Origin of the sequence: Acinetobacter sp. Q85-2 (genome assembly GCF_013420555.1) — a bacterium.
GTDB classification, from domain to species: domain Bacteria; phylum Pseudomonadota; class Gammaproteobacteria; order Pseudomonadales; family Moraxellaceae; genus Acinetobacter; species Acinetobacter indicus.
Genome location: NZ_VOXW01000013.1, coordinates 45796 through 65180 on the forward strand (window position 1 = coordinate 45796; position 19385 = coordinate 65180).

Consider the following 19385-nt stretch of genomic DNA (forward strand, 5'->3'; position numbering starts at 1 on the left):
TTCATCATTTGGTCATTTTTGTAACACAACTGTCATATTCAATTTCTAAGATGCCCTCACAGAGGCGGCACAAACAGACTGTTGTAAGACAGCATAGAGTGAGATATGAGCGATTTTCAGCATTCATCCATGACCTATTTCAATCGGGAACTGGCATTATTCGAGTTCCATCAACGGGTATTGGCCCAAGCGCTGGATGAGCGTCTGCCGCTGCTGGAACGCTTAAACTTTCTGATTATTTTTTCCCGAAATCTGGATGAGTTTTTTGAAATCCGCGTGGCGGGTTTAATGAAACAGCTGGATTTAAATGCCCTGACCCGCACTCCGGATGCAATTCCGACCGAACTGGTGCTGGCACAGTTATCTGAAGAAATTCATGCGGCGGTCGAGCTGCAATATCGCACCTTAAATCAGGACATTCTGCCGCAGTTGCAGCAGGCCGGGATTCGTTTTATCCAATATCCACAAATTCAGGACAAGCATAAACCCTGGATTGCCCAGTATTTTGCCAAACAGGTCCAGCCGGTACTGACCCCAATCAGTCTGGACCCGTCACATCCGTTTCCGCGACTGGTCAATAAAAGCCTGAACTTTATTGTCAGTCTGGAAGGTAAGGATGCCTTTGGCCGTGAAATTGAAATGGCGATTGTGCCAGCCCCACGTTCCTTGCCGCGCTTAATTGCCTTGCCGCCTGAAGTGGCCGGGGAGGGTGAGGAACAGATTTTTCTGACGGCGATTATCCAGCAGCATATCAATGACCTGTTCCCGGGCATGAAAGCCACCGGCTGCTATGCTTTTCGTGTGACCCGAAATGCCGACCTGATTCTGTCGGAAGATGTCGATGATCTGGCGGTGGCCTTAAAAGATGAACTGTCATCACGCCGTTTTGGTCGTGCGGTGCGTCTGGAAATTGAAGATGACTGCCCGCAGAGCATTATTGACTACTTGCTAGATGAGTTTGATCTGGATCAGCAGCAGCTGTATCAGACCAGTGGCCCGATTAACCTGTCGCGTCTCACCACCAGTTTTGACCGTCCGGAACTGAAATATCCGATTTTTAGTCCGGTGATTCCGCCGGTATTTCGCAAGCAGAAACCAATTTTTGAGGTGCTGAAAAAGCAGGATGTATTGCTGCATCATCCGTTTGATTCTTTTCAGCCGGTGATCAGCCTGCTCAAAGAAGCGGCCAAAGATCCGCATGTGCTGGCAATTAAACAGACCCTGTATCGCAGTGGTCCGGACTCGGAAATTGTGCAGGTACTGGCTGAAGCGGCGCGTAATGGCAAGGAAGTCACTGCGGTCATTGAACTGCGTGCCCGCTTCGACGAAGAATCCAATATCATGGTTGCCAACGTGCTGCAGGAAGCCGGTGCGGTAGTGGTGTATGGCATTGTCGGCTATAAAACCCATGCCAAAATGATTCTGGTGGTACGCCGCGAGCAGGACCAGCTGGTGCGTTATGTGCACTTGGGCACCGGTAACTACCATGCCGGCAATGCGCGCATGTACACCGACTACGGCCTGATGACCACCCAGCCGGATATCTGTGAAGATGTGCACCGCATGTTCCAGGAACTGACCGGCATGGGCAAAATGGCCAAACTGAAAAACCTGCTGCATGCGCCGTTCACCCTGCACACTGAACTGCTGAAACTGATTGAACAGGAAATTGAATTTGCCCAGGCCGGCAAAGCCGCGCAGATCATGATTAAAGTCAATGCCCTGACCGAGCCACAACTGATTGCGGCGCTATACCGTGCCTCGCAGGCCGGGGTGCAGGTTGATCTGATTATCCGTTCGATTTGCTGCCTGATTCCCCAAGTGCCGGGCATGTCAGACAATATCCGGGTGCGTTCGATTGTCGGTCGTTTCCTGGAACATACCCGCGTCTATTATTTTGAACATGGCGGCGAGAAAAAACTGTTCTGTGCCAGCGCTGACTGGATGGGACGTAACCTGTTCTCACGGGTTGAAACCTGTTTCCCGATTCTGGACAGCAAGATCAAGAAATGTATTGTCGAAGATGGTTTACGCAGCTATTTAAATGACAACCAGAATGCCTGGGAATTGCAGTCCGATGGCCACTGGCAGAAAGTGCAGCCGGAACCGGAACAGCCCCTGCACAGTGCACAGGCCTATTTACTGCAAAAAAAGCTCCTCAAACTCTAAGCCTCTATCAAAAAATCCTGACACGGGTCAGGATTTTGATCAGACGACAGCGGCTGCTGCGTCTTAAGACGCTTTAGAGTGCTTGCCACGTAAAATTTCAGTTCTTAACTGCTGGGCCAGTTCGGCCGCTTCACTGTCCATGCCATTGACCATATAGGCATGCCGGGTCAGCACATTGGTCGGGTTTGGCATACTGACCAGTTCATAATGATCGGACAGGGTTTTCAGTAATTCATGCGGTAAATGCACCGCATTTTCCTTAGCTGACAGCTGGCTGACCAAGCGTTCTGCCGCCTGCACCGAAGACAGCTGCATGGCATCGACCGGGCTGGACAGTGCACTGCGGGTTTGTAGCACAAAGCGTTTTTCTTCACGGTAGCGTTTATACAGCACTTCAGACAGCAGCTGGAACACGGTGCCAATCATCGCCAGACACGGTGCTGCATTCGGTTTATCGGCCGACATGCTTAAGGTGGCGCCATCTTCATGGAATGGTTGTACCGTGGTGATATCCTGCTGGCTAAGTTTATAGTGCTGCACACACAGCTCGATGCTCTTATTCAGGAAAATCTGGCATAGATTAAAATACGGCACCGAAACGGTTTTGTTGACCGTATCCATCAACTGTTTCGGATCATAGAACTGGATGTTTAACGAAATTGTATGCTGATCAACCGGGGCCGGTTTGTTTTCTTTCAGTTTTGGTGCGGCTTTGGCCTGTTGCTGCGCCTGTGCAATCGCCAATGCGGTATTGTGTTTTTCCTGCTCCAGTGCCTGGGTCAGATTCTGGATTTCGTGTTTCAGACGCGATTCATTGTTGATACGCGCCAGATATTCTGAACGGCTTGGACGGGCAATCGCACGATAGGCCAGCCACAGCAGGGCATGAATAAACAGCGAACTGAGAATCGCCATCCACTGGGTGCGCAGAATTTCGCCAATACTTGGTTTGACCAGGGTCACTTCAATGGTGCCGACTTTCTTTTCGTTTTGCAGCGCATCGCGCACAAAGACTTCACCCTGACGGGTTTTGGCCAGGCCACCGGTGGCCAGCACCTGATTGTTGGTATTCAGAATGCGAATTGAGGCAATACTCGGGTTGGTGGCATAACGATCGGCCAGAAGCGCCAGTGAAACGGTATTGGCCGGTTCCAGCTCGGACAGGCTGTCTGTGACCAGCTGGCTGGTGATCAGCTGGCCTTGACTGGCCCGATTTTCATTGAGCTGGTGAGTCGTTGCCAGTACCAGTAAAAAGGTATGCAAGGCAAAACTTATGGTCAGTAGGCTAGCAAATAGCCCTTGTCTAGGCGCATTCAACGTAAACTTCCAAAGTAATTCTACTTAATTTCGATTATGATTCTAACAATAGTTGTAGCTCAGACCCGAGTCAATTCATGCGAGAAATCATTCTTATATCATTTTTAGGACCTGACCAACCGAATCAGTTTACTCGATTAATGCAGGTTCTGTCCGCTCATTCCTTACAAATCTTAGATGTCGGTCAGGCGGTCATTCATAACCAGTTGACTTTAGGTATTGTCGTCTCATCAGATGACCAGACGGCTACCGCATTAGCCATGAAAGAGATCCTGATTTTAGCACATGATATTGGCTTAACTGTGCGCTTTAAACCGATCTCTGCAACAGAGTATGAACAATGGGTCAATGAAGGTGGCCGTACTCGTTACATCGTGACGGCTTTGGCGCCAGAACTCAATGCCTCTCATCTGCAGGCAGTAACACAAATTGTATCCAGCCAGGGTTTCAATATTGAGACCGTGACCCGTCTGTCTGGCCGTCCGGCAGCAGATGGTTCCAGCCAGGGGCCAAAACGTGCCTGTGTGCAGTTTGGTTTAAGCGGTCAGATGCTCGATGCCGCAGCCATGCGTGCCGCCTGTTTAAGCCTGTCCAACGCGCTAAGCGTCGATGTCGCGGTACAGGAAGACAATGCTTATCGCCGTAACCGTCGTCTGGTCTGCTTTGACATGGACTCAACCTTAATTGAGCAGGAAGTGATTGACGAACTGGCGATTGAAGCCGGTGTCGGTGCACAAGTGGCTGAAATTACCGAGCGTGCCATGCAGGGCGAGCTGGATTTCCAGCAAAGTTTCCGTGCCCGTGTGGCCTTGCTAAAAGGTCTGGATGCGTCGGTTCTGCCAAAAATCGCCGAGCGTTTAACCGTGACTGAAGGCGCCGAGCGTCTGATTTCGACCTTAAAAGCCCTGGGCTATCGCACTGCGATTCTATCGGGCGGATTCCAGTACTTTGCCGAATATCTGCAGGACAAGCTGGGGATTGATGAAGTACATGCCAATATTCTGGATGTCGAGCATGGCGTGGTAACCGGGGAAGTGAAAGGCCATATTGTGGATGGTGCGCGTAAAGCCCTGTTGCTGCGTGAACTGGCCGAGAAAATGGGTATTTCTCTGGAGCAGGCCATTGCGGTAGGTGATGGTGCCAATGACCTGCCAATGCTATCCATTGCCGGTCTGGGGGTTGCTTTCCGTGCCAAACCGCTGGTACGTGAAAATGCCAATCAGGCGATTTCCAGCGTTGGCTTGGATGGTGTTTTGTATCTATTAGGTGTCCATGATAAAGACCTGAACCGGGCTTAAGCACATCACAGGTTGAATCAAGCGCAGCATAAGGGCTGCGCTTTTTTTATGCAAAATCAGTGAACAAGGGCAAATGTTCATTTTTTGACTGAATCGAAATCTGCTTTAAAAACATCGAAAAAAATATTTTTCAGGGCAGTTTTGCAGGTTGTTTTTTTGTAATGACACGCGAAAGAAGGAGTAGCCTTATCTTCAGAAATCTTTAAAATTAAAAAAGTGTAATGACAATATAATATTGCGACAATGTGTGTCGCGTGGTCAAAATTTAAGTCTTTTTTTATCCAGAAAACTACTCATAATGCTTCCATAGATTTGAAATTGGCCTTGCCATTCATTTACAAGTATTGAAGATGGCATGGGGACTCGACAAGATCCACATCCATTTTTGGACGGAGGTTTTTATGTTAACAGCGAATTTAGCAACTATAGTCGGCTTGAGCTTGGTAGCGGCTGCTTTGATTGCTGTTTTCTTTTCGCCTTATCGTCGTTGGTTAAGCTTCATGTTGGCCGGTATGGCATTCTGGGGTATTTTGGAAACGGTCCGTTTTAGCGTACAAACTGTTTTTGAACTGCCTGTGACCTACAGCTATCTGTCTGCATTAACCCTGGCGATGATTGTTGTGACATTGCTTTTGCTACGCGAAGACCGTCGTGCAGAGCGTGCATTGGCCAAAAGACGTTATATCGAACATACCCCAGTGTATGAAGATGACCAGCAGCAGTATTCCAGCCGTTAAGTCTATACAGATAAGACGTCCAAAAAATGTACAGTCATGTACATTTTTTTTTACTTTCGATAATGATTGTTATACAAAGCCTTGCTGAAAAATCAGCTGTTTATGGTAGGATGAAAAGCAATCTAACCCAACAATTACAATAGGCCCGGACGTCATGAAACTTTCCTCAATTCCTGTCGTGAAACTTCCTCTGGTTGATGTCAGCACGGATCCGCTTGATTTACTCGTGACAGGTTTGGCTTTGCGTATGAAGCAGCTAGCCCGTACCAGCCCTAAATTTATTGAGTTGGTTCATGAGCGTCAGTTCCGCATCCAGATTGGTACCGATACCGGTTTTGCCCGTCAGATTATTGTCAATAATGGCGACATTGATACCGTGTCGGGTGATGCTGAAAAAGCCGATTTTATTTTGCAGTTCGCCGACAGCGAGCAGGGCGTGAAAACCCTGATGAAAGGCGATCCGACTGCCTTTATGACCGGCATGCAAAATGGCACCATTAAAATGGAAGGTGATTTTGGTCTGCTGGTCTGGTTTAACCAGGTGGCGAAACTGGTACCACCAAAGCTGCCGAAACCGGTCAAAGAAAAAATTAAAATGGCGCGTCAGTTTATTAAGCAGAAAACTGGTAAATCAATCTGATTGCTGCGTCGAAACGCCCAAGAAAAAGGTCTTCCAGTGGAAGACCTTTTTTATGCACCAAGCATTGGCTTATTCAATTTCCAGCTGAAAGGTCACCGGCCCGTCATTGACCAGATGCACTTTCATATCGGCGGCAAAAATACCGGTTTCTACCTGTGCAAACTGGCTTTTGGCATAGTCCACCAGCTGATCATACAGTTCTTTGGCTTGCGCGGGGGGCATCGCCGGGCCAAAGTCAGGACGTAAACCTTTCTGGGTCTGGGCCATCAGGGTAAACTGTGAAACCAGCAATAAACCACCGCCCGCCTGGGCAACGTTCCAGCCCATTTTTCCCTGTTCATCATCAAAGAAACGGTATTTCAGGATTTTATCAATCAGCTTCTGGCCTTTTTCTAGGGTATCTTCCTTACCAATCCCTAAAAAGACCAAGATACCGTGCTGAATTTCTCCGGTTGTTTCACCCTCAACAACGACTTTGGCTTCTAGCACTCGCTGTAATAATGCGCGCATATTTGACTCAAAAACTGAAAATTATGTGCATTGTACAAGAACCGCAGCAAGTCTGCAGATTAGCTCTGCTTAAAATGTATTCTAATCTATTGACTATATTTGATAATATTTTAAATAATCTAAAAACACGATTGAATTTATAAAAATTATCAGTTTTATCTATTTTTTACTCTCGAGTATCTTAGCCCATGCAGGAAAGGTAATAAATTGAGAGATTTAGAAATGTTTAAGCGTTCATTACTGGTTGCAATGCTTGCAACTGTCACAGCCGCACAAGCTGCCCCATTAACTAAAGATAACGGCGCGCCAGTGGGGGATAACCAGAACTCGATCACTGCTGGTCCAAATGGTTCCGTTTTACTTCAAGATGTACAATTAGTTCAAAAATTACAACGTTTTGGTCGTGAGCGTATTCCTGAGCGTGTGGTACATGCGCGTGGTACGGGTGCCTATGGTGAATTCGTTGCAACCAAAGACCTATCTGATCTGACCCTTGCTTCATTGTTCAAAGCCGGTACTAAAACTCCAGTTTTCCTACGTTTCTCTACCGTAATTCATGGTAAAGGCTCACCAGAGACCCTACGTGACCCACATGGTTTCGCAGTGAAGTTCTACACACAAGAAGGTAACTGGGACTTGGTCGGTAACCAGACACCGGTCTTCTTTATCCGTGATGCGATCAAATTCCCAGACTTCATTCATGCCATGAAGCCAAGCCCGGTGACTAACGTACAAGATGCCAACCGTGTGTTTGATTTCTTGTCGAGCCAGCCATGGGCAACCAACATGCTGACCTATGTATACGGCAAGCAAGGTGTTCCAACCAGCTACCGCGAACAGGACGGTTTTGGGGTTCACGCTTACAAACTGTATAACGACAAAGGCGAATACAAGTACGTGAAATTCAACTTCCGTTCTAAACAAGGCGTGAAGGGCTTGAACGTGAAAGAAGCGGCTGAGCAGCAAGGTAAAGATTTCAACCATTTGACCAATGATCTTTATAACAACATCTATGCAGGTAACTTCCCGAAATGGGATCTGTATATTCAGGTGCTTGATCCTAAAGACCTGGGCAAGTTTGATTTCGATCCGCTAGATCCAACTAAAATCTGGCCAACTGAGCTGGTTCCAGAAACTAAAGTCGGTACCTTGACCCTGAACCGTATGCCGAAGAACTTCTTCAATGAAACTGAACAGTCAGCATTTGCGCCAGGTAACCTGGTTCCAGGTATCGAGCCATCAGAAGACCGTCTGTTACAAGGCCGTATCTTCTCTTATTCAGATACACAAATGTACCGTCTGGGTGCAAATCATCAGCAGATTCCAGTCAACCGTCCAGTGGTAAATGTGAACAACAATAACCAGGATGGCTACATGAATGTATCTGAGCGTGACTCAGATGTGAACTATGAGCCAAGCCGTAAAGAGCCAAAAGCTGCCACTGAAAAAGCACGTGCGGTACAAACACCATTATCTGGTCATGTACAGCAAATTGGCGTGAAAGAGCAGAACTTCAAGCAGGCAGGTGAGCTGTACCGTTCATACACAGCTAAAGAGAAAGATGACCTGATCATGAACCTGGCTGCTGACTTAGGTGCAGTGAAAGATTCAGAAACCAAGCACATCATGTTGTCTTATTTCTACAAGGCAGATGCAGACTACGGTACCCGTATGACCAAAGCGGTGAACGGTAACCTGGCGACGGTTAAAGCTAAAGCTGCAAAATTAAAAGACTAATCTCGATTGGTCTTGAGGAACTGGTGACTAGGGTATAGAGCATCACCTCCGAAAAGTCCTGTAAAACTCCAAACCTTTCCTGCACCCTAGGGGGAGTTTTACAGGCACTCTGTTTCTATCTCATCTCAGGTGAATTGAATCCTGAGTGACTGAAATTTTCTTTTCGATTTCTGTTGGAGTTCATCATGAAAGTTATGCCAGAAGCATTTTTAGCCAGTATTCTTGCCTTCAGTTGCGCATTCGCAACTGCTGCTGAAGTGAAGAATGTCTCCCCTGCGAAAACTGTGGCAAGCGTTCAGATGACTTCACAACAGGAATTGGTCGACCTGTTCTTCGCTGCGGCCAAAATTGGTAATAGCGAAGTTATCAACGAATTTTTAAAGCATGGCTTTCCGGTCGATGTGCGCAATAAAGACGGTTATACCCCGCTGATGATGGCGACCTATTATGGTCACCAGAGTATTGTTACGACCTTGTTGAAACATGGTGCAGACCGTTGTGCCCGAGACAACCGCGGCAATACCGCTTTAATGGGGGCCTTGTTCAAAATGGAATTTGCCATTGCCAAGCAGCTGCGTCAGGTGGATTGTGATGCCCAAGCCAAAAAGGCCGGACAAAAAACCACGGCTGAATTTGCTAAAGTGATTGGCCAGGAAAAACAGCTACAGAAAATCATCCAGGAAACAGAAAAACCTAAAACAAAAGCAGATAAATAGGCTGTTATTTACAGCAGTACTTTGGTCTATATTTCTCTTGGCTGTATGTAATTGCTGCAATATTGCAGGGCTTTTTATGCTTTAATGCAAAGATAAGCACAGCGATATTTCCTAAGTTATGGCGCCAATCATCCAATCCCTGCTTGATACTGACTTGTACAAATTCACCATGTTACAAGTGGTATTACACAAGTTTCCGCAAACGCACAGTCTTTATCATTTCCGTTGCCGTAATCTTGAAGATACGGTTTATCCACTCGCGGATATCCTGGATGATCTGAACCATCAGCTTGATCTGCTGTGCCTGCTGAAATTTAAAGAAGATGAACTACAGTATTTACGCAGCTTGCGTTTTATCAAAAGTGATTTTGTGGATTATCTGGAGCTGTTCCAGCTCAAACGCCGTTTTATTCGTGCCGGCATCGACAGTGAAGGGCGTCTGGATATTGTGGTAGAAGGCCCGATGGTTCAGGCCATGATGTTCGAGATTTTTGTGCTAGCCATTGTCAATGAGCTGTATTTCAGCCATATTCGCAGTGACGAGGTGCTGGCCGAAGGTGAACGCCGTCTACAGGCCAAAGTAGCCTTGGTACAGCAATATGCCGCTGAGCAGAATCCGGAAGATCCGCCGTTTCTGGTTTCGGATTTTGGTACGCGCCGCCGTTACAGCTTTGCCTGGCAAAAGCATGTGGTGCAGCAGATTAATGCTGCCGCGCCGGGTGTATTCCGCGGCACCAGCAATGTGCTGCTGGCCAAACAGCTTGGCATTACTCCCATTGGCACCATGGCGCATGAATTTTTACAGGCCTTTCAGGCGCTGGATGTGCGTTTGCGCGACTTCCAGAAAGCGGCACTGGAAACCTGGGTACAGGAATATCGGGGTGACTTGGGGATTGCCCTGACCGATGTGGTCGGGATGGATGCCTTCCTGCGTGATTTTGACCTGTATTTTGCCAAACTGTTTGATGGCCTGCGCCATGACAGTGGCGACCCGTATAGCTGGGGCGATAAAGCCTATGCCCATTATAAAAAGCTGAAAATTGACAGCAAAACCAAGATGCTGACCTTTAGTGATGGCCTGACCCTGGAAAAAGCCTGGGCGCTACACAACTACTTTAAAGACCGCTTTCAGGTCAGTTTCGGGATTGGCACCAACCTGACCAATGATATGGGACAAACCCCGCTGAATATTGTGTTAAAGCTGGTGGAATGTAACCGTCAGTCGGTGGCCAAAATTTCCGACAGTCCGGGTAAAACCATGACTGACAACGACACCTTCCTCGCTTATTTGCGTCAGGTGTTTGATATTCAGGAATAAGCAAAAATACAGGCCAGGTTCAGCCGATGCTGGACCTGGCCATCTCCCTGCTGGCGCGTTGACCTCTATCCATGTTTCTGCGCAAGGAATGCAGAAATTCAGGATAATCCTAAAAATGACTTGTGCTAACATCAGGGACAAGGATAGTGATAAAACATACAACCACGATGAATGATGCCACGATCAATTTCGGTCTGTTGATTGAAGCCGAAGACCTGGTGCCCTATTTAGGCAGTGAAAAATTACGTATTGTCGATTTAAGCCGCAACTCGGTCTATGAACAGCTGCATATTCCACATGCGCTACATGTAAAGCCAAAACTATTGCTGCGTCAGGAAGAGTATGCTTCGGGTTTATTGCCGGAGCAGGACGGCCTCGAAGAACTGATCCGCTATTTAAATATTTCCCCTGAGCATCATGTGGTGGCCTATGACGATGAAGGCGGAGCCTGGGCCGGGCGTTTGCTGTGGAATTTACATTGTTTAGGTTTTGAAAACACTAGCCTGCTCAATGGCGGGATTCATGCCTGGCTGGCGGCCGGTCTGCCGACCTCGTCGGAGCTGCCGAGCTTTGCGCCGGTTGAGCATTTGGTGCCGGTACAGCTGAATGATCAGTATCAAATTCAATATGATGCGTTATTAGAGCAGGTACAAAGTGCTGAACTGCAACTCTGGGATTGCCGCACTGCAGAAGAATATAGCGGACAGCGACTGGCGGCGCGACGCGGCGGTCACATGCCGGGCGCCCGACATTTCGAGTGGAGTACTGCCCTTGACCGCGAAAATCATTTAAAATTGCATCCGCTAGAACGCACGCAGCAACGTCTGGAACAACTTGGCTTTGATTTAAGCCAACCGGTGGTGGTGTACTGCCAGTCTCATCATCGTTCCGGTCTGGCCTATATTCTGGGCCGTTTACTGGGTTGGCCAATCCGGGCGTATGCAGGTGCGTGGAGTGAATGGGGCAATCGCCTCGACAGTCCTATCATTACCGGAGAGTTGCCGTCTTGAGCCTCACATCTCGTTTAAAAAAACAATTATTTATTCAGGCCCAGCGCGTGGTACCCCAGCACCAGTTGTCTCGTGTGGTGGGTAAAATTGCTGCCAGTGAACACCCAATGGTGAAAAACGCAGTAATTCAGGCATTTAAAATGCAGTACGGAATTGATATGTCGATTGCCGAGCAAGGCAATGCCCTGAAATTCAAATCCTTTAATGAATTCTTTACCCGTGCCTTAAAAGATGGGGTGCGTGTGGTCGATGCCGATCCGAACAGCATTGTTTCTCCGGCTGATGGCGCGATTTCCCAGCTGGGTAAAATTGAAGATGGTGCAATTTTTCAGGCCAAAGGCCAGAACTTTACGGTTGAAAACCTGATTGCCGATCCACAGCTGGCCGAGCCGTTTAAAAATGGCCAGTTTGCCACTGTGTATTTATCACCGCGGGATTATCACCGGGTGCATATGCCATTTGCCGGTACCTTAACTGAAACTCTGTATGTACCGGGCGAGCTGTTTTCAGTGAACCAGACCACGGCAGAACATATTCCGGGACTGTTTGCCCGTAATGAACGCATGGTCTGCCTGTTTGATACTGAGATGGGCCGGATGGCGGTGGTGCTGGTGGGTGCCATGATTGTGGCCGGTATTGAAACGGTTGCCACCGGCAAGGTCAAACCATCGGGCCGTTTGGAGCTGAACCAGCATGACCTGTTCCTGGAAAAAGGCGCCGAATTAGGCCGTTTCTATCTCGGTTCTACCGCAGTGATTTTATTTGAACAGGATAAAATGCAGTGGGATGCGCAGTATCAGGCCAATTCTCTGGTGGAAATGGGCAAAGCCATGGGTCATCGCCTCTAAGCTGTTTGTATTGAAATGAAAAATGCCCGGATTAATCCGGGCATTTTTATGGGTATTCGGTTTAAAGGCTATACAGCCGTTCTTTGGGAAAGACGGCCTTAAAGGTTGAGCCGCTATTTTCTTTGGACTCCACTTCTAAATAGGCATTGTGCTGCATCAAGACATGCTTGACGATGGCCAGCCCTAAACCGGTACCGCCGGTCTGACGGCTACGTGCGCTATCTACCCGATAAAAACGTTCGGTTAGACGCGGCAGGTGTTTCGGATCAATGCCGATGCCGGTGTCCTGCACGCTAAAATAGCCATGCTCGCCATCATCATGCCAGCCAATGGTAATGGTGCCGCCTTTCGGGGTGTATTTGATGGCGTTGGTAATTAAATTGCTAAAGGCACTGGCCAGTTCCATATCGGAGCCAATCAGGTCGCAATGACTGTCGATATCCAGATTCAGGGTATGGCCATAATCAATATTGTAGGCATGCGCATCATCAAACAGCTGGTTCATCAGACTTGGCATGTCAATAATCTGGTTTTTAGCAATGGTCTTTTCATTTTCCAGACGCGACAGCAGCAGCAGGTCATTGACCAGCGCATTCATACGCCGGGTTTGCGACTGCATCTGTTCAAAGGCACGTTTCCAGCGCGGATTCATGTCTTCCTGGTCGGTAAAGGTTTCAATATAGCCACTCAGTACGGTCAGCGGGGTGCGTAATTCGTGCGAGATATTGTCGACAAAGTCTTTGCGCATCTGTTCCAGATTGTGCATCCGGGTCATGTCATGTGCCACCAGCAGGCGGCTTTCGCCACCAAAGCGGGTCATTTTGACCTGCACATAGTGTTCATCCAGCACGGTCGATTTGATTTTCAAGCCATCTGGTGCCTGATCAATATGATGAAAATATTCAATAAATGCCGGTTGGCGCAAAATGGTTAAAATATTGCGACCACGATCCAGTGGCTGAATGCCGAGCAGGCGCTCTGCTGCCGGGTTCCACCATTCGATCTGATGGTTATCATCAATCAGCACTACCGCTTCGGCCAGGGCCACTAGTGACGACTGAGCGCGGTCAATCAGCCCGACCATTTCGGCCTGGACAATACGTTCCTGACGCTGCGAGCGGTAGACATTAAATAATAAAGCCCCCCAAATGCCATGCAAATTGGGGGGAACATCATAGGGACGGTTGGCAATCCAGTCATTGACCAGATAGAGGGAGCGCATTTGGGTGGCGAAAAACGCCAGAAAGCCAATAAAAATACAGATCCAGAACTGTTCGATCCCGAGACCAATAAAACCTGCAATTACTAAAAAAAAGATCAGTAAACGGAGATCTTGTTTGGCAAAAGTCCACAAACTGCTGTAACGGACATTCTTGTGGTCACGGGCCAGTTCGGGGACAGGGTATGGTTCATACATAAAAAGCGATTAACCTAAGGCGACATCCGCACGGGTTGAGAAACGGTATCCAGTGCCACGAACCGTTTGTACAAAGCGGTCTGCGCCAAATGGCTCCAGCACCTTGCGTAAACGACGAATATGCACATCAATGGTACGATCCTCAATATATACGTTGCCACCCCAGACCTGGTCAAGTAGTTGTGCACGGGTATAGGCACGTTCCGGATGCGTCATAAAGAAGGCCAAAAGACGATATTCGGTTGGACCCATGTCCAGAATGTTGTCGCCAAAGCTGACGCGCTGGCTGACCGGATCTAGAATCAGGCCGTTGGCATCAATGGTTTTTTCACCATTCAGGGCATTGGCACGGCGCAGTACGGCTTTGATGCGTGATACCAGCTCACGGGTAGAAAACGGTTTGGTCATGTAGTCGTCGGCACCGGCATCCAGACCCTGAACCTTGTGGTCTTCTTCACCGCGTGCAGTCAGCATGATCACCGGAATTTCCGCCAGGTTTTCATCACGTTTTAAACGACGACATAAATCAACACCGCTGACACCGCCAGGCATCATCCAGTCCAGCAAAATCAGTGCCGGGCGTTGATCGACGATCATCTGATGCGCCTGTTTGGCATCTTCGGCCTGTAAGCAATGAAAGCCGGCCATATCCAATGAGGTATGGATCATCTCTCGGATTGGAAGTTCATCATCGACAATTAAAATGTAGTCATCTTTCACAACGCAATACCCTATAAGTGAACGGTGAACCGTTTATATTTATGACAGGCTTATTACAAAGATTAATTATGACAGTATCATTGCAGAAAGGGCAGACAGCGCTATTTTCGCAATGTTTTGTGACAATTTTTTGTACAGAATGGGCTGAATCCGGAATTCATTTAAAAAAATTTAAATAAAAGATTCAAATATTTAATTTTTCTTGCAGTTTGATGACAGGGATTCAGGCTTTTTTGCTACTTTCTGGCTCCGCTTCGGAAAAATGTTCGAGCAGGGAAATGAACACCACGCTACAGGCGCTGAGCACTTCATCCATTGACTGCTTAAAGCCGCTCATGACCCAGCGGATGGCAATTTGGGTGACATAACCGTTCAGGCCGCTGGCGATTAATGACAGTTCGCGTTCTGAATGCTGCAGGTTTGGCATCATTAGTATGACAAAGGCCTGAATCATGCGGTCAAAGCGCGCCATGCTTTCCTGAATGGTGGCCTGATTATGCAGTTCCTGTACCAGCATGGCATCAATATAAATAATCCGTGCCATCTGTGGATTGTCTTTGAGCGTAGTCAGCAGGGCGGTTAAACCGGCTTCAATCATTTTTTGCGGATTGGTCGAGGCCTGCATGATGGCCTGCATCACATTGTGTTGCAGTGCATCAATCAGCTGTAAAAAAATGGTCTGGAACAGGTCTTCACTTTTCTTGAAGGATTCATAGAAATAGCGCTCGGTGAGTTTGGCCTCGGTACAAATATCTTTTACCGTTACAGCAAAAAAACCATGCGTGCCATAGGCGTGCAGGCCGGCTTCAATCAGTTTTTCCCGGCGTAGCTGTTTGCGCTCGCTCAGCGATAATCCTTTAAATTGGCGCTCTTTATTTTGGGTATTCTGCGCATTTGGGGGAGCGGGGTGTTGTGCTTCGGTCATAGTAAAAAGGCCAGTTCACATCCTATATTGCTATAGATTAACAAGATTTTGCTCTAAGTGCGAAGTTTGGCACTCAGATTTGAACGCAGCAGACAGAAATCTGCGGGCTTTTGTGTTGACAATGATTATTGTCAAAATTATATTTGAGTGGTGAAATTGAAGTGCGTTGCCGTGCCTAAGGGACGCAGCAAGACCATCCATAAAAAGGAAGCGGAATGAAAAATTTTAAAAATAAAGTCGCGGCGATTACCGGAGCAGGTTCAGGCATTGGCCAGCAGCTGGCCGTCTTATTGGCCCAGCAGGGCTGTCATTTGTCTTTAAGTGATGTCAATGAAGAAGGCCTGGCTAAAACCAAAGCCTTGCTAAGTGATTATAACGTGCGAGTGACTACGGAACAGGTGGATGTGGCAGATCGGGCGGCCATGAAGCACTGGGCTGAACAGACCGTGCAGGATCATGGCTCGGTCAATATGATTTTTAACAATGCCGGGGTGGCCTTAGGATCGACCGTTGAAGGTGCCTCTTATGAAGACCTGGAGTGGATTGTCGGGATTAATTTCTGGGGTGTGGTGCATGGCACCAAAGAATTTTTACCGTATATCAAACAGACTGGCGATGGCCATATTGTCAATATTTCCAGCCTGTTCGGGATTACTGCGCAGCCGACCCAATCGGCCTATAACGCGACCAAATTTGCGGTACGTGGTTATACCGAGTCGTTACGTCAGGAACTGGATATCCAGAACTGTGGCGTGAGTGCGCTGTGTGTGCATCCGGGTGGAATTCGGACCAATATTGCCAACGCCGCGAAAATGAATGACAGTCTGAGCAGTCTGGGCATGAATTCAGAAAAGTCGATACGCTCTTTTAATAAATTATTGCGTTATCCGGCAGAGCATGCGGCACGCGATATTCTGGATGCGGTTTTAAAAGATAAACGCCGTTTGTTGATTGGTAATGATGCCAAAGCCATTGATTTAATTCAGCGGATTGTCCCAAGTGGCTATCAGCGGGTGATGGCGGTGGCGACCCAGCTGGGCAAAGGCCGTAAATAAACTGTATTTTAAAGAAGCCTGCGTTAAGCGGGCTTTTTTGTGGCTGTTCAGCATATTTCATTTTTTATTTATCTGAAATTCAGAATAAAACTGTCAAGTTTTTGACAGATTTGAATAAGCCGTTTTGACATCATCAGCTCATCCCGAGTGGAAACCTTTAAAAACATCAAAAGAGAAATGAAGGAAATTTAATATGAGCTATGACTATCAACATATTCAGGTCAAACCGATTAATGGCCGTATTGGCGCTGAGATTCAGGGTATTCAATTATCTTCGCAATTAGCGCAAGCGGTGATTCAGGAAATTAATCAGGCGCTATCTCCTGCCGTCAAATTAACACCTCAATAGTCTTTTTCTTCCAGACAAACTGATAATACAGACCCTGTAAAATACACAGACTGACAAAGGCCAGCGCATAGGCATACCAGATGCCTTGTAATCCCCACCACTGACTAAACAGATAGGCACACGGCACTTCAATCAGCAAAATTGCCAGCACATTAATAATCATTGGCACCGTGACAGTCCCGCTGGCGCGCATAATCGAAGCGAAAATGGCACTGGCCCCAAAGAACAAAATTGACCACAATACAATAAACAGCAGCTGCTGGCCCAGCTCGACCACCTGCGGGTCGGTAATAAACAGCGCCATTAAATATTTCGAGAATAAATAGGCCAGCACCACTAGCATCCCGGTAATCATCAGGTTCATGCCCAAAGCAGTACGGGTGACTTTGGCCAGTAAATCGGACTTGCCAGCCCCAATCGCCTGCGCACCAAAAATAGAGGCGGCAATGGCAATCGACAGCGCCGGGAACTGAATATAGTTCAGCACCTGATTCACCGCACCATAGGCCGCTGTGGCTTCAGCGCCATAACGGTTGACCAGCCCGACAATCACCAGCCCCGCCACCGACGTGGTCACCATCTGAATGCCGGTCGGAATGCCCAGACGTAAAATAATCTTGCTCAAGATCGGTTGATGGCGAATATTTTTCAGCAATTGCCAATCCGGTCGTAGCGGATGGTTTTTCTTGTTCAGATACACCGCCAGAAAAATCAGCACCGCCAGATAACCAATAATGGTGGCAATGGCCGGAGCAATAATCCCCAGACGTGGAAAACCAAAATAGCCGGCAATTAGCACCGGGGTAATAAACAGCCCGATCAGGCTGGTCATGCCTAAGGCAATTAGGGGGGTAATACTGTCGCCCACGCCGCGTAAAATAGAGGTGTAAATAATATAGACAAACAGCAGCGGGCTACCGGCCAGCATCCATTGCACATAGGGCAACGACAGATGCATCACCTGCGGATCGGTACCGAGCGCCAGCAGAATGGATTTGGCGAAAATCACGCCTAAAATGGCAATGATGGTGCCGCCAATCAGGGTCATAAACAGGGTCGAGCCGACCACACAGCGTACTTTTTCAATATTCTGCGCACCCCAGGCCTGCCCGACCAGCACGGTTGAACCGGCTGACAGCCCGATCACAAAGGCCATCAAACAGAACAGAATCGGGAAGAATACCGCCACCGCTGCAATGGCATCGACACCCATCATCTGGCCAACAAAGACAGTGTTGATGGTGCCAGACAGGTTTTGCAGAATATTGGTGGCAATCAGCGGCAGCAGGAAAATCAGGAAGGTTTTCCAGAGCTTGTGTTGATTCACCAAAGGTTGATGCTGCGGCATGAGCAATCCTGTAACCGGTTTATGATCGTGTGCATGAATGGCTTTACCCTAGCATGAGCCTGTAGCAAAAAGCCTTAGCAATTGCGTAACTTAGCTGATTTTACGTACTCGTGTTAACAGGCCGAGAAAATTTCTGCGGCCCGATCCAGCGTTTCATCTTTTTTGGCAAAACAGACCCGAATCAGGCGTAAATCATCCGACGGGGTCTGATAAAAAGCAGAAATCGGAATCGCCACAATCTTGTGCTGCTCGGCCAGATACTGGCACATCTGCAGATCATTTAAATCCGGGCGGATGGCGCGATAGTCCAGATTCTGGAAATAGGTGCCTTGCGCGGGAATCCACTGAAAACGGGAGTGCTGGATACCGGCCTGAAAGCGGTCGCGTTTGGCCTGATAGAACGCGGCCAGTTCAGCAATATGTTCCGGATGCTGTTGCATAAATTGTGCCAGCGCGACTTGCACCGGGGCCACACCACAGAAATTGGCAAACTGATAAACCTGCCGGAACAACTGCATCAAAGCCGGTGAAGCCATGCAATAACCGGTTTTCCAGCCGGTGACATGAAAAGTTTTACCAAAAGAACCAATCACAAAACTGCGCTCGTGCAGAGCTGGAAAATCAAGCGCTGAATAATGCTGCTGGCCGTCATAGACCAGATGTTCATAGACTTCATCAGACAGTACGACAATATTGCGATCCTGAATCAGCTCAATCAGGGTCTGCCAGTCCGCGGCTGACCAAAGCGTACCGCTCGGGTTATGCGGGGTATTGACGATGATCATGCGGGTACGATCATGAATGGCATCTTTGACCTGATTCCAGTCGACCTGAAAATGGGGCGGCTGCAAGGCCAGATGGATAGCTTTCCCGCCGGCCAGTTGCACGGTGGGTGCATAACTGTCATAGCTGGGATCAAAAATAATCACTTCATCCCCGGCCTGCACTACTGCCTGAATGGCACAGAAAATGGCAATGGTCGCGCCGGCGGTAATACTGATTTCGGTGTGAGGATCAAACGAACGGCCAGTCTGTTGCTGCTTTTGCACAGCCAGCTGTTCTCTGAGCAATAACAGTCCATCACCGGGTGGATACTGGTTCTGGCCCTCTAATGTCGCCTGACACAGGGCCTCCAACAGGGCCGGTGGGGCCGGAAAATCGGGGAAACCCTGTGACACATTCAGGGCATTCAGGCGCTGAGCCAGGGTGGTCATGACACTAAAAATGGTCACGCCAAGCGCAGGAAGTTTAGATTGAAGTTCAAGCATGAC

Annotated in this window: 18 protein-coding genes; 11 read left to right on the top strand and 7 right to left on the bottom strand. The window is 48.1% G+C overall.

Translation table 11 applies throughout. The features are described from left to right. Positions 1–105 precede the first annotated feature (105 nt). Positions 106–2169 carry a polyphosphate kinase 1 gene (gene ppk1, locus FTT68_RS08975; RefSeq protein ID WP_075175034.1) on the top strand — a complete coding sequence of 688 codons (2064 nt, stop codon included), beginning with the start codon at positions 106–108 and terminating at the stop codon, positions 2167–2169. A 63-nt stretch (positions 2170–2232) separates the two neighbouring features. Here the strand turns inward: ppk1 and FTT68_RS08980 are convergent, their stop codons facing one another. Next, complete coding sequence (locus tag FTT68_RS08980; protein ID WP_005180919.1) at positions 2233–3486, bottom strand: hypothetical protein; 1254 nt, start codon at positions 3484–3486, stop codon at positions 2233–2235. Between the two features lie 77 nt (positions 3487–3563). Here FTT68_RS08980 and serB point away from each other — a divergent pair, with 77 nt between their 5' ends. The 3 genes from serB to FTT68_RS08995 all read left to right on the top strand — a co-directional run bounded on the left by serB (position 3564) and on the right by FTT68_RS08995 (position 6161). Further along, positions 3564–4784 (top strand): phosphoserine phosphatase SerB, encoded by a 1221-nt coding sequence (gene serB / locus FTT68_RS08985; protein WP_005180917.1) that lies wholly within the window; start codon positions 3564–3566, stop codon positions 4782–4784. A 401-nt stretch (positions 4785–5185) separates the two neighbouring features. Next, positions 5186–5521 carry a ciprofloxacin tolerance protein AciT gene (aciT, locus tag FTT68_RS08990; RefSeq protein ID WP_005180916.1) on the top strand — a complete coding sequence of 112 codons (336 nt, stop codon included), beginning with the start codon at positions 5186–5188 and terminating at the stop codon, positions 5519–5521. Positions 5522–5675: 154 nt separating this feature from the next. After that, complete coding sequence (locus FTT68_RS08995) at positions 5676–6161, top strand: hypothetical protein (protein WP_016658700.1); 486 nt, start codon at positions 5676–5678, stop codon at positions 6159–6161. Between the two features lie 69 nt (positions 6162–6230). Here the strand turns inward: FTT68_RS08995 and dtd are convergent, their stop codons facing one another. Beyond that, positions 6231–6671 carry a D-aminoacyl-tRNA deacylase gene (dtd, locus tag FTT68_RS09000; protein WP_163145365.1) on the bottom strand — a complete coding sequence of 147 codons (441 nt, stop codon included), beginning with the start codon at positions 6669–6671 and terminating at the stop codon, positions 6231–6233. 222 nt (positions 6672–6893) lie between these two features. On the opposite strand from dtd, the gene FTT68_RS09005 reads away from it, so the two are divergent. From FTT68_RS09005 to asd, 5 genes are all read left to right on the top strand, one after another. Further along, a complete protein-coding gene (locus FTT68_RS09005; protein ID WP_005180906.1) occupies positions 6894–8408 on the top strand; it encodes a catalase in 1515 nt (504 codons plus the stop codon). 185 nt (positions 8409–8593) lie between these two features. Then, positions 8594–9124 carry an ankyrin repeat domain-containing protein gene (locus FTT68_RS09010; protein ID WP_005180904.1) on the top strand — a complete coding sequence of 177 codons (531 nt, stop codon included), beginning with the start codon at positions 8594–8596 and terminating at the stop codon, positions 9122–9124. 118 nt (positions 9125–9242) lie between these two features. Beyond that, positions 9243–10442: a nicotinate phosphoribosyltransferase gene (gene pncB / locus FTT68_RS09015; RefSeq protein ID WP_180083949.1), complete on the top strand. Its 1200-nt coding sequence runs from the start codon at positions 9243–9245 to the stop codon at positions 10440–10442. Positions 10443–10609: 167 nt separating this feature from the next. Beyond that, entirely contained in the window at positions 10610–11452 is an 843-nt protein-coding gene (locus FTT68_RS09020; protein WP_005180899.1) for a sulfurtransferase, read from the top strand. Beyond that, positions 11449–12300: an archaetidylserine decarboxylase gene (gene asd, locus FTT68_RS09025; protein ID WP_005180897.1), complete on the top strand. Its 852-nt coding sequence runs from the start codon at positions 11449–11451 to the stop codon at positions 12298–12300. The genes FTT68_RS09020 and asd overlap by 4 nt, the downstream gene beginning before the upstream one ends. 61 nt (positions 12301–12361) lie before the next feature. On the opposite strand, the gene phoR is transcribed toward asd, so the two are convergent. From phoR to FTT68_RS09040, 3 genes are all read right to left on the bottom strand, one after another. Beyond that, positions 12362–13717, bottom strand: a complete 1356-nt coding sequence (gene phoR / locus FTT68_RS09030; protein ID WP_180083951.1) for a phosphate regulon sensor histidine kinase PhoR — start codon at positions 13715–13717, stop codon at positions 12362–12364. A gap of 9 nt (positions 13718–13726) precedes the next feature. Continuing rightward, the gene (phoB, locus tag FTT68_RS09035) at positions 13727–14437 is read right to left on the bottom strand and encodes a phosphate regulon transcriptional regulator PhoB (RefSeq protein ID WP_005180894.1); all 711 of its coding nucleotides are present in this window, start codon (positions 14435–14437) and stop codon (positions 13727–13729) included. Positions 14438–14660: 223 nt separating this feature from the next. Beyond that, entirely contained in the window at positions 14661–15362 is a 702-nt protein-coding gene (locus FTT68_RS09040) for a TetR/AcrR family transcriptional regulator (RefSeq protein WP_180083953.1), read from the bottom strand. A 215-nt stretch (positions 15363–15577) separates the two neighbouring features. On the opposite strand from FTT68_RS09040, the gene FTT68_RS09045 reads away from it, so the two are divergent. Further along, a complete protein-coding gene (locus tag FTT68_RS09045; protein WP_005180891.1) occupies positions 15578–16417 on the top strand; it encodes an SDR family oxidoreductase in 840 nt (279 codons plus the stop codon). Between the two features lie 193 nt (positions 16418–16610). Further along, on the top strand, positions 16611–16766 hold the full coding sequence (locus FTT68_RS09050) for a hypothetical protein (protein WP_168370814.1): 156 nt from the start codon (positions 16611–16613) through the stop codon (positions 16764–16766). On the opposite strand, the gene FTT68_RS09055 is transcribed toward FTT68_RS09050, so the two are convergent. Next, the gene (locus FTT68_RS09055) at positions 16747–18114 is read right to left on the bottom strand and encodes an MATE family efflux transporter (RefSeq protein ID WP_005180888.1); all 1368 of its coding nucleotides are present in this window, start codon (positions 18112–18114) and stop codon (positions 16747–16749) included. The genes FTT68_RS09050 and FTT68_RS09055 overlap by 20 nt on opposite strands. Positions 18115–18227: 113 nt before the next feature. Continuing rightward, entirely contained in the window at positions 18228–19382 is a 1155-nt protein-coding gene (locus tag FTT68_RS09060; RefSeq protein WP_180083955.1) for a methionine aminotransferase, read from the bottom strand. Positions 19383–19385 lie beyond the last annotated feature (3 nt).